This window comes from Haliscomenobacter sp. (assembly GCF_041740695.1).
In the GTDB taxonomy this organism is placed as follows: domain Bacteria; phylum Bacteroidota; class Bacteroidia; order Chitinophagales; family Saprospiraceae; genus Haliscomenobacter.
Map to the genome: position 1 here is coordinate 17,475 of NZ_JBGSLK010000119.1, position 13,971 is coordinate 31,445.

15 protein-coding genes are annotated in these 13,971 nt (G+C 46.3%); 6 read left to right on the plus strand and 9 right to left on the minus strand.

Translation table 11 applies throughout. From position 1 onward, the window contains the following. Positions 1 to 331: 331 nt before the first annotated feature. Positions 332 to 1,444 (minus strand): alanine dehydrogenase, encoded by a 1,113-nt coding sequence (ald, locus tag ACEW9O_RS24435; protein ID WP_373552844.1) that lies wholly within the window; start codon positions 1,442 to 1,444, stop codon positions 332 to 334. A 135-nt stretch (positions 1,445 to 1,579) separates the two neighbouring features. Then, positions 1,580 to 2,011 carry a DUF4442 domain-containing protein gene (locus ACEW9O_RS24440; RefSeq protein WP_373552845.1) on the minus strand — a complete coding sequence of 144 codons (432 nt, stop codon included), beginning with the start codon at positions 2,009 to 2,011 and terminating at the stop codon, positions 1,580 to 1,582. Between the two features lie 246 nt (positions 2,012 to 2,257). Here ACEW9O_RS24440 and ACEW9O_RS24445 point away from each other — a divergent pair, with 246 nt between their 5' ends. Beyond that, positions 2,258 to 2,878, plus strand: coding sequence for a hypothetical protein (locus ACEW9O_RS24445; protein ID WP_373552846.1), 621 nt, complete (start codon positions 2,258 to 2,260; stop codon positions 2,876 to 2,878). A 92-nt stretch (positions 2,879 to 2,970) separates the two neighbouring features. Here ACEW9O_RS24445 and ACEW9O_RS24450 read toward each other — a convergent pair whose 3' ends face one another. The 3 genes from ACEW9O_RS24450 to ACEW9O_RS24460 form a co-directional block, all read right to left on the minus strand. Further along, complete coding sequence (locus tag ACEW9O_RS24450) at positions 2,971 to 3,951, minus strand: bifunctional heptose 7-phosphate kinase/heptose 1-phosphate adenyltransferase (RefSeq protein WP_373552847.1); 981 nt, start codon at positions 3,949 to 3,951, stop codon at positions 2,971 to 2,973. A 74-nt stretch (positions 3,952 to 4,025) separates the two neighbouring features. Further along, entirely contained in the window at positions 4,026 to 5,282 is a 1,257-nt protein-coding gene (locus tag ACEW9O_RS24455; protein ID WP_373552848.1) for a 3-deoxy-D-manno-octulosonic acid transferase, read from the minus strand. 161 nt (positions 5,283 to 5,443) lie between these two features. Continuing rightward, positions 5,444 to 6,199: a hypothetical protein gene (locus tag ACEW9O_RS24460; protein WP_373552849.1), complete on the minus strand. Its 756-nt coding sequence runs from the start codon at positions 6,197 to 6,199 to the stop codon at positions 5,444 to 5,446. Positions 6,200 to 6,466: 267 nt separating this feature from the next. On the opposite strand from ACEW9O_RS24460, the gene ACEW9O_RS24465 reads away from it, so the two are divergent. Beyond that, entirely contained in the window at positions 6,467 to 7,411 is a 945-nt protein-coding gene (locus ACEW9O_RS24465) for a UDP-glucuronic acid decarboxylase family protein (RefSeq protein ID WP_373552850.1), read from the plus strand. Between the two features lie 124 nt (positions 7,412 to 7,535). Next, positions 7,536 to 8,585, plus strand: a complete 1,050-nt coding sequence (gene rfbB / locus ACEW9O_RS24470; RefSeq protein ID WP_373552851.1) for a dTDP-glucose 4,6-dehydratase — start codon at positions 7,536 to 7,538, stop codon at positions 8,583 to 8,585. A gap of 114 nt (positions 8,586 to 8,699) precedes the next feature. Here the strand turns inward: rfbB and ACEW9O_RS24475 are convergent, their stop codons facing one another. After that, the gene (locus ACEW9O_RS24475; RefSeq protein WP_373552852.1) at positions 8,700 to 9,194 is read right to left on the minus strand and encodes a GNAT family N-acetyltransferase; all 495 of its coding nucleotides are present in this window, start codon (positions 9,192 to 9,194) and stop codon (positions 8,700 to 8,702) included. A 103-nt stretch (positions 9,195 to 9,297) separates the two neighbouring features. On the opposite strand from ACEW9O_RS24475, the gene ACEW9O_RS24480 reads away from it, so the two are divergent. Continuing rightward, positions 9,298 to 10,140, plus strand: a complete 843-nt coding sequence (locus ACEW9O_RS24480) for a hypothetical protein (RefSeq protein ID WP_373552853.1) — start codon at positions 9,298 to 9,300, stop codon at positions 10,138 to 10,140. Between the two features lie 52 nt (positions 10,141 to 10,192). After that, complete coding sequence (locus ACEW9O_RS24485; protein WP_373552854.1) at positions 10,193 to 11,203, plus strand: S41 family peptidase; 1,011 nt, start codon at positions 10,193 to 10,195, stop codon at positions 11,201 to 11,203. 14 nt (positions 11,204 to 11,217) lie between these two features. On the opposite strand, the gene ACEW9O_RS24490 is transcribed toward ACEW9O_RS24485, so the two are convergent. Both ACEW9O_RS24490 and pyrE read right to left on the minus strand, forming a co-directional pair. Beyond that, positions 11,218 to 12,297 carry a M42 family metallopeptidase gene (locus tag ACEW9O_RS24490; protein ID WP_373552855.1) on the minus strand — a complete coding sequence of 360 codons (1,080 nt, stop codon included), beginning with the start codon at positions 12,295 to 12,297 and terminating at the stop codon, positions 11,218 to 11,220. 81 nt (positions 12,298 to 12,378) lie between these two features. Further along, positions 12,379 to 13,017, minus strand: a complete 639-nt coding sequence (pyrE, locus tag ACEW9O_RS24495) for an orotate phosphoribosyltransferase (protein ID WP_373552858.1) — start codon at positions 13,015 to 13,017, stop codon at positions 12,379 to 12,381. Positions 13,018 to 13,061: 44 nt separating this feature from the next. On the opposite strand from pyrE, the gene ACEW9O_RS24500 reads away from it, so the two are divergent. Then, the gene (locus tag ACEW9O_RS24500) at positions 13,062 to 13,685 is read left to right on the plus strand and encodes an NUDIX hydrolase (RefSeq protein ID WP_373552856.1); all 624 of its coding nucleotides are present in this window, start codon (positions 13,062 to 13,064) and stop codon (positions 13,683 to 13,685) included. A gap of 93 nt (positions 13,686 to 13,778) precedes the next feature. Here ACEW9O_RS24500 and ACEW9O_RS24505 read toward each other — a convergent pair. Then, positions 13,779 to 13,971, minus strand: a 193-nt coding sequence (locus ACEW9O_RS24505; RefSeq protein WP_373552857.1) for a T9SS type A sorting domain-containing protein, incomplete at its 5' end; no start/stop codon positions are given.

Below are 13,971 nucleotides of genomic sequence, written 5' to 3' on the forward strand. Positions count from 1 at the left end.
TAATGCAGTTGCGCGATGATCCCAAGGCGAAGTACGACTTTCTTTTGGAGGCAAGCCATCATTCACCTGTCCCTTACTTCAAAGAATACAACGATACCGAAGAAATAGTAAAAATAATCCGTCGGAGGAATTTATTTATGCTGTTATTTTGATTGGCATTTATTTCCACATTTTTTCTAGCCTTCCTAGGAGAAAAATACCAATGAGATTTTGATAGTCATTGCTCAATCTTGAGTCGAATTTATCAAGTACAAAGTTGTATTGAACACGCACAATATCAAACCAGAGCTGTGATTTGTATACCTAAACCACAGCCCTGGCTTTTTCCCTATCACATCAACCCCTCCACATCCGTATAATCCAGCCCAAAGGCATCTGCCACACCCTGATACACTACCTTTCCACCTACAATATTCAAACCTTTGCGCAGCGGCAAACTATCCTGGCAAGCTTTTTTCCAGCCCTTATTCGCCAATTGCAGGGCATAGGGTAGGGTAGCGTTGGTCAGGGCGAGGGTAGAGGTAGCAGGTACAGCACCGGGCATGTTGGCTACGCAGTAATGTACCACATGATCGATGATGTAGGTTGGGTTGTCGTGGGTAGTCGGGTGGGTCGTTTCAAAACAACCACCTTGATCCACGGCTACGTCCACCAGTACGGTACCGGGGCGCATGGTTTTGAGCATGTCCGCCGTAATTAATTTGGGCGCTTTGGCCCCGGGAATCAGGATAGCACCAATGATCAAGTCGTGGTCTCTGATCATTCGGCGAATGGTGTATTCGTTCGAAAAAATCGTATTGACATTTGCGGGCATCACCTCGGAAAGGTAACGCAGGCGGGGCAGGTTGATGTCGAGAATGGACACTGCAGCGCCCAATCCAGCGGCCATTTTTGCAGCCTGGGTTCCGACGATCCCGCCGCCCAATACCAGAACTTTACCAGGTGCTACTCCGGGTACACCCCCCAGCAATACTCCCCGACCTTTAACGGGTTTTTCCAGGTATTTGGCACCCTCCTGGATGGCCATGCGGCCCGCTACTTCCGACATTGGAATCAGCAGGGGCAAAGAGCCATCGTTCAATTCTACCGTTTCATAAGCCAGGCATACCGCCTTACTTTTGATCATGGCCTCGGTCAGCGGCTCATAAGAAGCGAAGTGAAAATAAGTGAACAAGAGTTGATCCGGCTTGATCAAGGCCCATTCCTGCTCGATGGGCTCTTTCACTTTAATGATCATATCCGCGATGGCGTACACCTCTTCGATGCTGGGGAGGATTTTAGCACCCGCTGCCTCGTACTCATCGTCGTCAAATCCACTGCCTTCGCCAGCAGTCGATTGTACATATACGGTGTGTTTTCTTTTGCTGAATTCCAATGCTCCGGCTGGTGTGAGGGCTACGCGGTTTTCATTGGTTTTGATTTCCTTCGGTACTCCAATGATCATGGAATAAGTTTTATTTGGTATGGAAAAAATGTGGGCTTTAGGCTGTAGCCCAATGACGCAACAAAAATAGCAGAACTCTACGCAACAAGTAGTAGGGCAAAAATAAATGTTCATTTTTTATCGCCCCCAACAATACTATTTCCGCTTAAAAGACCAGGTAAAGGTCATTTTGGCCACCACTGCTCCATTGTCTTCTTGTACGCCAGTGCTACTCACGGTGATGCTTTGCGCTTCGTTGTTATCGATGGCTTTTTGGATGGTGGCTTGAATGGCGGCACCCTCCTCACAAGTGAACGTGACCCAGGAAGTTGCTTTTTTGACAAAAGTAGCTTCCATTCCTACGATCAACATGGAACAAGGTACCTGATCGCTGAGTGCCGTCAGCGCCAACATGCCCGTAGACAACTCTGCTGCCCCACATTGTGCCGCAAAATAAGTGGAACGAAAGGGATTTTGGGTGCGCCAGCGAAAAGGAATGCGGGTTTGACCACGTTCCGGGGTAACCGATTTGACTTGTACGCCCCAAAAAAACAAACTAGGTAACTTTTGCAGGAAGTACCATTTCATTTTGAAAGGGTTATTCACATTTTGTAAAAAAGCTTGGCGCGCAACTGACATAAATTTGTGATTTTTAGCGAATTTTCGCTAAAATTATCATTTTTTTGAAAAACCATCGCGATAAGTTTGTTTTACTTTTTATTTTTGGGATGTTTGTCGGAATTATCCAAAGAGAATTGATTTCTGTTTGGTTAGGTTGGGTTCAGACCGAACATTATTCGACTTCAGCATTTATTAATCAGGAAATAGATTAGCATGTTTTTCGGCACAAAAATTCTCACACTGTTTTCCATCCTGTTCTGGACTTTTTATCCAGGCACAGCACCTACACTGGAATTAGGACGCTACGAATACGCTGGAATCGACAATAAAAAATTTCATTTTTTTCGGGTTGAAAAAGACGGAACCTACCGCGAGGTAGATGCCAAAACAACGGGCATTGGTGAAATCCAAAACCGACCTTTTTGTGATAAAGACCAATTTGGGACTACTTTTTACGACTGTGGGCAATACCCGGATTTGGAAAAACCCTACATCGAGTTCAGTTCTGATGGGGTTGAACTGGCCTTATTTTATGGGCCTGCAGAAGAAATCCAAGTGGTGAGTGGTTCTTATTCCATTCAGGGTGATACTCTTTCTATTGGAGAAGCACCAGTAGGTTTAAAAGTGGCTTGCCCCAAGGGCAGCAAAAACCGGGAAATTGGTCTGCCTTACCGCATTTACCAAACTTCTAAATCCATCGTTTCTTCGGTCGACCTGTACGCGGATTACCTGAGCGAAAAGGAACACCTGGATCAGATTCGGGCCCAAAGCAAGTTGAGTGCAGGGGATACCATTGCATTGTGCTTGTTGAAGGAGCGCTTTGTGAAACGTTGAATAGCTGTGAGCAATGAGCTGTCAGCTATCAGCAAGATTCTCGACTAAATGTATGGCTGGCTGATTGCTCATAGCTGACCGCTGATAGCTGACTACTGATTGCCCTTTATCGTCAAATATTCTGCCTTCAATTGTTCCTTATCCACGGGCACTACGCCTACTTTTTCACAAACCTGGCCACCTGCTAAATTGGCGAGTAAGGCTGTTTCTTGCAAATCCAGCCTTAGCCCCAAGCCCAAGGCTACAATACTGATCACGGTATCACCAGCACCACATACATCGGCCACTGCGCGTGGTTCGGTAGGGATGATGCTGCCTTTGCCAGCTGTTTCCAGAAACAATCCTTTTTCTGATAAAGTAATCAAGGTATGCTGATTGCCCAATTGGGCTTTGATATAGGTCGCGGCGGTTTGTAGCGAGGCTAGATTGGTTTGCACGGGTAGGGGAGACTGGGCACGGATTTCCTTGAGGTTGGGCTTGAACAAGGTGATTTGTTTGTAGGCCCAAAAGTTGTTGAATTTGGGGTCGACAGCGGTGGGAATGCCACGTCGAATGGACTCCAGAATGACTTCCCGAATGACTTTTGGTGTCAATATGCCTTTGTTGTAGTCCTGAAACAGGATCACGTGGATTTCCTGGGTATCCAATACCTGCTCAATGACTTCCAGCAATTGCTCCGCTTCGGCATCGTTCAAGTCATGGGTGTCTTCCTGATCCAGGCGCAGTAGGTGTTGAGCGCCCGCCATGACGCGGGTTTTGACCGTAGTCCGCCGTGCTGTGGAGTGAATGATGGATTGATTGCTCATGCCGTATTCGGGCAACAATTGACGGAAGATCTGGCCATCCTCATCGTCGCCTACCACGCTGCACAAAATAGGCATGGCGCCCATAGCCCGCACGTTCAGCGCTACATTGGCCGCGCCACCCAAGCGCAGGTCTTCTCCTTCCAAATTGACTACGGGGACGGGGGCTTCGGGCGAAATGCGGGTTACATTGCCGCGCAAATAGCGGTCGATCATTACATCACCTACGATGAGGACCTTGACTTGGTTGAAAGCTTCAAAATTGAGCATGCAGACTTGGTTGTTTGGGAAGGTAAAAGTAAAGAGGATATTTTGAAATAATTGAAAGAGCTGGATGGAACCCATTAATCTTTGATGATCCTTTTTAATCTAGCCATAATTTTTAGGGTTGCTCCCTGGTTTTCCTGTAAATATTGTTGTACTGCTGTGGACGCTTTTGAACTAAATGCAGTGACCTTTAATTGGCTGAAAACCTGATTGAGTTCCTTCTGCCCCTGCACCACAAAGGCCCCACCCGTTTTTACATTGACTACCGCCTCCTCAAATTTCTGGTACTTTGGTCCAAAAATAACCGGCAAGCCAAAGGCCATTGGTTCCAAGGTATTGTGAATACCCGCGCCAAAACCACCACCAATGTACGCAATGGTCGCGTAGCGGTACAAGGCCGAGAGCATACCGATGTTGTCGATGATCAATACGGTACGATTGACATGTTCTTCAGCTTGAAATTGGGAGTAACGAATGCACTGGGCTCCAAACTTTTGTTCAATTTGCTCGAGGTGGCTTGCTCCGATTTCGTGGGGCGCAATGATCAATTTCCAGCCCTTTCGCAATTCCTGATTTTCCCACAAACCCGCCAATAATGCCTCGTCGGGCCCCCAGGTGCTTCCTGTCATCAAAACGGAGCTGTTCTGGGCAAAGGATTCTACCCGAGGAAATGGTTTTGCCTCGGCAGCAATTTGTAAAACCCGGTCAATGCGGGGGTCACCAGCCAAGGTGTATTGTTGGAGTTGATGCTTTTCCAACAACTCAACCGAACTTTGATTTTGTACAAAAAAATGCTCAAAACCCCACAAAATTTGCAAATACCAGCGCCCCCAGGGCTGGAAAAAGGGCTGCTGGGGCCGAAATAAGGCAGCGATGAGCCAAACTGGTGTTTTCTGTTTGTGCAAGGAGTTTAAAAAGTTGTACCAAAATTCGTATTTGACAAAAATGGCCAGATTTGGCTTTACGATGGCCAAAAACTTACGGGCATTACCTGGCAAGTCGGCGGGTAAGTAACAAACCAGGCCAGCATGGGGGTAGTTTTTACGAATTTCATAACCTGAGGGGGAGAAGAAGGTCAACAGAATAAACACTTCGGGATGCTGCTGTTTGATGGCTTCCATCAAGGGACGGCCTTGTTCAAATTCACCAAGGGAGGCGCTGTGTACCCAAATGAGGGTTTGGTCGGCTTTCCTTTTGGAGGAGAGCTCGGCGCTCAATTTTCCGGCCCAATTTTTTCGCCCGTTCCACCATAATTTTGCTTTGGGGTGAAAGAAGGCAGCAAGGCGGATGAAGAGCAGATATAGGTATATTCCAAGGGTGTATAAAATGGACATTATTAACGCTAGGTTAGAGTGAGTTTTTGATGCTTCATTTGAACTTAAGAAAACCACTAAAGCGACATTTTTTATCACAAAGGACACAGGGGCAGCACAAAGGACACAAAGTTAGATGTTGACGACGCTTTGTTTTCAGTTTTTTCATTGTGATTCCATGTTTAGTAGTAAATGTCTTCCGCTTTATCAGCGTAGAAAGGGAGAATCCAGCCCACACGGATGCCCAACAACAAGTCAATTCTTTTTTTACCATCCTTGCTTTGCGTAGCAAAATCAAAACTGCGCCGCGATTGGGTAAATCCCTGCATGAACTCAAAACCCGCCATAAAGTTACTACGTCGATCCTTGCTGAGGGCTTGGTAACCAAAATACTGTTGTAGCGCCAGGCCATTGCTCAGTCGGTCGTAACCTTTTTTGTAAGTGTCGGTTAGTTGTACAACCGAGCGCTGGGGGTCGTCCTGGATGCGAATTTTGTGCTGGAGCATACCAATGCCAAAATTGACCCGCCAACCCGCCCGGGAGGATTGCCCGGCATTGATAGGGAATACCCGCCCAGCCGTAAGGCCCACATAAAACCCACGCTCGCGCATGGGGATATCTGCTACTTCGCGGTCGTTGCCAATGATGTAACCTTCCTTGGTGCGCAGACCTAGCAAGGGATCTTCTTTGACCTGGTTGCCAAAAATGTACTGTGCATCTACTCCAAGCACCCAATTCTTTGGCCCCCATTGCCAATCGATGCCGCCTCCGGCAATGAAATTGGTGCCGAAACGTTCTTTTAACGTTCCAGCGGGTAGTTGGGCACCGTAGGTGAATTTGCTCAGAATCACTCCCTTGGGCTCATTTTGGGAAATTTGAGCGGAGAGTTGGATGGCATACATCAAAACAAGGATAAGCAAGAATAGTCCTCTTCTCATGCAGGGTAGGGGATTTTAATAAGGTTCCAACACTCAAAACTAAGCTTTTCCCACGGGCTTGTAAAAAACTTTTAGGTAAAGCAGCCGTCGAAGTTTATCTTTAGGGCAATAAAAAAATAAGTGTTCATTTTGCCAGAGGATTAGATGAGTAAACGGTTCATTTCAAGTGCCTTGTCTAATCCTTTGGCTCAAGAAAAATGAACACTTATTTTTGCCCCACTACTTTATGCGCAAGAATTAAAAAACCAGATGTAAAAAAATTTTCCAGTGAAAAGAGTCCTCATTACCGGCGCAGCCGGGTTTTTGGGATCGCACCTCAGCGATCGGTTTATCAAAGAAGGTTATCAAGTTATTGGCATGGATAACCTCCTGACTGGGAACATCCAAAACATTGAACACCTGTTTCCCCTCAAGGAATTTGAGTATTACCACCACGACATTACGAAGTTTGTACATGTTCCGGGTAAACTCGATTATATCCTGCATTTTGCTTCACCAGCCAGCCCGATTGATTACCTGAAAATGCCCATTCAAACCTTGAAGGTTGGCGCTTTAGGGACGCACAATATGTTGGGGCTGGCGCGCGAAAAAAAGGCCCGGATTCTGGTTGCTTCGACTTCCGAGGTTTACGGTGACCCGCTGGAGCATCCACAATCTGAGGAGTATTGGGGCAACGTGAACCCGATTGGGCCACGTGGGGTTTATGACGAAGCCAAACGTTTTTTGGAAGCCATCACGATGGCCTATCATACATTTCATCAGGTAGATACCCGGATTATTAGAATTTTTAATACTTATGGCCCTAGAATGCGGGTAGAGGACGGGCGGGTATTGCCAGCATTTTTTTCACAAGCCATTCGTGGGGAAGGGCTTACAGTGTTTGGAGATGGCTCCCAGACCCGTTCCTTCTGTTATGTTGATGATTTGGTTGAAGGTATTTATCGCCTCCTTTTGAGCGATTATACCCAACCAGTCAATATCGGTAATCCTGATGAATGCACCATTTTGCAGTTCGCACATGAAATTCTCGAGTTGGTGGGGAACCCCAGGGCCTTTGTTGATTATCGTCCATTGCCTGTTGACGATCCCAAAGTACGCCAACCGGACATCACCAAAGCTAGAAATATTCTGGGCTGGGAACCAAAGGTGCCTCGTGCCGAAGGTTTGCAGCGTACTTTTGATTATTTTAAAACTGTTGTAGAACCGGGATAGGGTCCCATGGTTCCAACTGGTCACTTCGACTTCACTTCGGCTTCACTTCGGCTTCGCTCAGTGACCATCTCAGTGACCATCTCAGTGTCAGTTGGAACCCTGGAACTCTGGAACCTTTATAATTATGACCTTTACTCAAAACATCCTCATTACCGGTGGTGCCGGATTCATCGGTACCCATTTGGTGAAAAGAATGGTCGTGCAATACCCGCAGTACCGCATTGTGAACCTCGATTTGTTGACTTATGCGGGCAACCTGAGCAATTTGACCGATATAGAAAATGCACCCAATTACGTGTTTTGCAAGGGTGACATTCGCGACAATGAGTTGTTGCAGGAATTGTTTGCCACCTATACATTTGATGGGGTGATACACCTGGCGGCAGAGTCGCATGTAGACCGCTCCATCAGCAATCCAATGGCTTTTGTAGAAACCAATATTTTGGGTACGCTCAATCTGTTGAATGTGGCCAAAGCCAGTTGGGTCAATCCGACTCATCAACGTTTTTACCACATCTCTACCGATGAGGTGTACGGTTCATTGGGAGAAACAGGCCTTTTTACCGAACAAACTGCCTATGACCCTCGTTCGCCTTATTCTGCTTCCAAAGCGGGGTCGGATATGTTGGTACGGGCTTATCACCATACGTTTGGCTTACCTACTGTAGTGTCTAATTGTTCCAATAATTACGGGCCCTATCAGTTCCCTGAGAAGCTGATTCCACTGATCATCAACAACATCTGCAACAATAAAACCTTGCCCGTGTACGGCGATGGTTTGTACACACGCGATTGGTTGTGGGTGGGCGACCACGCGGCGGCCATTGATTTGATTTACCATCAGGGAAAAATTGGCGAAACCTACAACATTGGCGGCAACAACGAACGCCGCAATATCGACCTCGTTCATTATCTGTGTGATACAATGGATGAGTTGTTGGGCCGTAGCCAGGGGACTTCCCGGCAGTTGATCACTTTTGTGAAAGATCGGCCCGGCCATGATCGACGTTACGCCATTGATGCCAGCAAATTGAAAAATGAACTCAATTGGGAGCCCCAGGTGAATCCGGAAGATGGGCTGAAAATGACCGCGCAATGGTACCTTGAGCACAGTGATTGGTTGGAAGCGGTGACCTCTGGTGCTTATCAGCAATATTACGAAAGCCATTATTGACGGCTTCTGAGGTGTTTCTTCAGTGTCTTAGGTTTCTAAGGTGGTGAAAAAGAAAAAAATTATTCTTCACCACCTTAGAAACCTAAGACACTATAGGACCACCTCAGGGTTATATTAAAGACATTTTGAGTAAAAGGAGTCACAACCGCTATGCCCTGTGCTGCCTACTTGGCCGCATAGTTTTTCAAAGCCCATTTTGAGATACAAAGCTTTGGCCTCTGTCATCCTTTCGAGGGTTTCGAGGTAGCAGGTTTTGTAACCCAGGTTTTTAGCAGCATCGAGCAGGTGGGCTACCATTTTTTGGCCCATTCCAAGGCCGCGTACACCGGGTACGAAGTACATTTTTTTTAGCTCACAAGTTGCAGGATCTCCGCCGACTAAAGGGCCAATTCCTCCGCCACCCAATACCTGATTTTGAGTATCGCTCAATATAAAATAAGCACATCCGTCTGCCTGATAATAGTCGTACATCTGATCGACCTCGGGATCATTGATGGAAAAACCATCCCCAACCGCACCGTAGGCAGTCATGACTTCCCGGATGATTTTGGAGATGGGCTCATTGTCGCTGGACTCGATTGGCCGAATAATAAGTGTGTCGTTTTGCATGGTGTTTGTAATGCTTTGTACGAAAATTAGGTTTTTTAACGGAAACGCGTGGTAATTTCCCAGGTTTTTTGTAGTCTTATTGCCTGATACTAACCCATTTCACATGAAGAGAGTTTCTTACGGCATTGCCATTTTTTCCTTTTTTTTACTTCCTCGATTGTCAGCTCAGGAGAAAAGCAACCAAGCTGATTTTCGCTACGGGAAGTATTTCAATGTAGCTGCTTTGCTCGACTATCAAAGTAGCCGGGATTTTGGGGTTTCCCCCCTGGTTTATCGTGGATTTCACTACGGGGGAATGGCGGAGCTGGGCTTTGAAGGCCCGCGCTGGGACATCTCCGTTGATGGTGGTCTTGGGGTGGGGGAGAGCAGTGTGTCCAAAGTGGCTACCTTTGTCTCCGAATCAACTATCTTTTATTACAATGCGCGCTTTTTGCGTAAAATTTGGGATAAAGACGAAGGAAAGCTCGATTTCCGGGCAGGATTACACCTAGGAGGTTACGCTGCTCAACGGGTTACTCCAGCGTTTTTAAACGCTTCTTTAGTGTGGGAAAGCATCAATACCCTATTTGCAACTGGCAAACTCAACTGGCGGATCAGCCACGAGCAGTCGGCGGGTAAATTTTTGTTCATTCGCCAGCGGCAAGGACTGCGTCACATGAAGTTGAGTACTCAACTCAGCTTACCACTACTGAATTCCGTTTGGCGACCCGATTACGCCTATATCGACGACTTTTCGGACGGGGATGCCGATGTTTTTGCCAACAATAAACTGAATTTTGGAGGTTTACGCTTGCAGTGGCGCTCTGATGCCTATTATTATTTGTTGAATGGCAATGCTTTACGCCTGACGTATTTGTGGGACGCTCAGCGCAGTGCCAATGCAATCAATCGCCTGGAATTGGGCCACCATCAAATGGTGTTGGGAATAATGATTCGACTCAATTAAGTAGCGGTGCAAAATGAATGCTTATTTTTTTATCGCCCATAATTCAATCATCATGAAGTTTAGTACAATCCTTAGTTGCACAGCCTTGTTGCTGCTGTTTTCCTGTGAAACCTTGATTTTTGAACAAGAAGTGGCCGATAATCCACGGGAAAATTTTGAGTATTTGTGGCAACAATGCAACGATAAATATTCTTTTTTTGCGTATAAAAATATCGACTGGTCGGCAATCCGCAGCAAGTATGAGCCACAAATCAAGGATAAGATGACCAGCGAGGAGTTGTTCAAAGTTTTGTTCTCTATGCTAAACGAACTGAAGGATGGGCACGTCAATTTGATTTCCCCTTTTCGCCAGTCGCGTTTTGACTTCGACCTGCTAGGCCCCGAAAACATTGATGTTCGGGTAGTGCGCGAGCATTACCTCAAGAGCGACTACATCATCACCGGGCCATTTGAGCACAATGTGGTAGGCTCCGACAAAAAAGTGGCCTATGTACGTTATGAATCTTTTAGTGGGACGGTTTCACCTGCACATGTCAATTATATACTGAGCTATTACCGCAACATGTCTGGCTTGATTTTTGACATCCGCCAAAATGGGGGTGGAAGTGCTGCCAATGTCTTTAAAATCCTCAACCAAATCGTATCCAAAAAAACCTTATTGTACAATTCTTACCTCAAGTCAGGCCCTGGGCCGGAGGATTTTGAAGGGCCTCAGGCGGCTTTTGCTGATCCCAATGAAGAACGCTTCAAATTCAATAAAAAGATCGCGGTATTAATTGACCGCGGTACCTTTAGTGCTGCTTCCTTTTTTGCATTGGCTGCCAGAGAAGTGGACAACATCGTGCTGATCGGTGATCGTACCGGCGGCGGCCTGGGCATTCCCAATGGTGGACAATTGCCTAATGGTTGGACTTATCGTTTTTCCATTTCTCGGACGCTCAGTCCTGCTGGTGAAAATTTTGAAAATGGCGTACCACCCGATATTCAGGTTGTGCTGACTAAAGCTGACCGTGATCGGGGGGTAGATACCGTGATTGAACGCGCCATTCAGGAGCTTAAATGAGCTAAGCTATTTGATTAAAAATATTTGAAATTGTGCTGGTATTCAATTTTTTGCAGGGAATGGTAAATGAGGCTGATCACGTTGTTGACATCTTCCTTGTGGGCCATCTCCACCGTGGTATGCATGTAGCGCAAGGGTAGGGAAATTAAGGCAGATGGTACTCCACCGTTGGAATAGGCAAATGCATCGGTATCAGTACCGGTACGCCGAGAGGCCGCTTCCCGTTGAAACGGAATTTCGTTGGCAGTAGCCGCGTCGATGATCAGCGAAAGCAATTTATTGTGTACGGCCGGAGCATAAGTAACCGAAGGCCCACCGCCACATTTTACGTCGCCAAATTTTTTCTTGCTGATCAGAGGTGTATTGGTATCATGGGTCACATCGGTAATGATGGCAACCTGCGGTTTGATGCTTTGGGCAATCATTTCTGCACCACGCAATCCCACTTCTTCCTGCACCGAATTGACAATGTACAGGCTGTAAGGCAGGTCAATTTTGTTTTCGTGCAACAAACGAGCTACCTCAGCAATGCAAAAACCTCCGATGCGGTTATCCAGAGCCCGGCCTACGTAATAGCGATCATTTAAAGTCATGACCTCGTCTTCATATACCAGTACACAACCAACGTGAATGCCCATTTCCAGCACTTCCTCTTTGTTTTTGGCACCTACGTCAATGAAGATGTTGTCTACCTTTGGCGCTAGGTTGTTTTCCTCCCCATTGCGGGTATGGATCGCTGGCCAACCAAAAATTCCTTTGACAATCCCATTCGGAGTATGGATGTTGACACGTTTGGACGGCGCAATCATTTGATCAGAGCCGCCATTGCGTACAACGTGCAAAAAACCATCATCCGTGATGAAATTGACAAACCAGGATATTTCATCGGCATGTCCTTCGATGACTACCTTAAAATCCTTGCCTGGATTGATGATGCCATATGCCGTACCATAGTTGTCCAGTCCAGTTTCGTGGACAAATGGGCGGATGTATTCTAACCAGAGTTTTTGTCCGGCTGACTCAAACCCGGTCGGAGAGGCATTATTGAGATACTGAAACAAGAATTGTTCAGATTGAGCTGTAATTACCGACATAATAAATTGATTGGTACTAAACTAACGGATAAATATAAAAATTATCCGCTGTAGACCTAGTTCGTGAACAGAATTATATTTTTAGTTTTCCCATTGGGTACTCCATTGTTTAGGATCTTGGCGCCAAAGTCTGAGCGTTTCTTGATCTGCTGAACTTACATAGGCTGATTCCAGCGCTACTTGGGTCATTGTGCTGTAATTGCTCAAGGTCTCCAGTGGGCAATCAGCCTGTTGGAACGAGGTTTTGGCCGCATCAAATTCATAAGAAAAAATAGCCAGTACACCAACCACGGTAGAACCTTCGCTGCGCAATGCTTCAACGGCTTGTAAGCTGCTACCTCCGGTAGATATCAAATCCTCGATTACTAAAACTTTCTGACCCCGTTTAAGTTCACCTTCAATGAGGTTTTGGCGACCGTGTTCCTTGGCCTTTGCCCGCACGTACACGAAGGGCAATTTTAAGCGATCTGCTAATAGGGCACCATGTGGAATACCCGCCGTAGCTACACCGGCCACGAGGTCAAACGGTTGAAAAAGTTTGCTTTTTTCTACCAGACCTTCAACCACCAGGTCACGGATAACCGGGTAAGATAGGAGGGTGCGGTTGTCGCAATAGATGGGGGACTTGAGTCCAGAAGCCCAAGTGAAAGGGTTTTGAGGACTTAACTTTATTGCCTTAATTTGCAATAAGTTTCTGGCTATTTCGGTGGCAAAATTCATTTCCAAATGGACATTGGTTTTTGGTCGACAAAATAAAGACACAAATGTACAAAATCTACATTAACGACATTCCATTCATTTTATCCGCAGATTTGTCCTTAGCTCAACAGGTTCCTGGCGATAAAACCCAGATTGTGGCGCGCTACAATGGTTCGCCCAAAATTTTTCTGAATTACGCAGACATGCTGGAAAAAGGCCGTCAATTGGACTCCATCACCATCTTTTCAGAAAATTTGGAGCAATTGTGGGTCGATTTCTGCTCCAATTTCAAATTGATTGAAGCAGCAGGAGGTTGTGTATTCAATGCTCAAGATGAATTGTTGGTGATTTATCGGCGTGGTTCCTGGGATTTGCCCAAAGGGAAAATTGATCCAGGGGAAACTCCTGAGCAAGCTGCTGTTCGAGAGGTAGAAGAGGAAACGGGTATTGGGGAAATTTCCCTAGGGAAATTTCTCGGGCATACTTACCATACCTATCGGGACCCGAAAGAAAGGCGGATTCTTAAACGTACGTATTGGTATCGGATGCAAACGCCCCAAAAAGATTTGACGCCTCAAACTGAAGAAGACATTGAGCTAGCGGAATGGGTACTTCCCGGGCCTTTTTTGGACCGGCCAAAATTGGAAATTTACCGAAGCATCCAGGAAGTAATCGAGCAGGTGAAATAAAAAAACGAAGGGCTGCCAAATGGCAGCCCTTCGCTCTTATTATTACGTGGAATAAGAGCCCCCACGATCATGAGATCATGGGGGCTATGAAAATTATTCAACAATAATCATCTTCTTAGTAGCAGTGAATTCGTCAGCTTCCAAAGTGTAGTACAACACACCAGTAGCATTCAAATCGCTAGCTTTCAGCGTGATTTGGTTGAAACCTTTAGCATAGTCAGCACGAACGCTCTTCAACACACGGCCAGTCACATCGCTGATGGTCAGGGTAGCAGCAGCAGCCTTT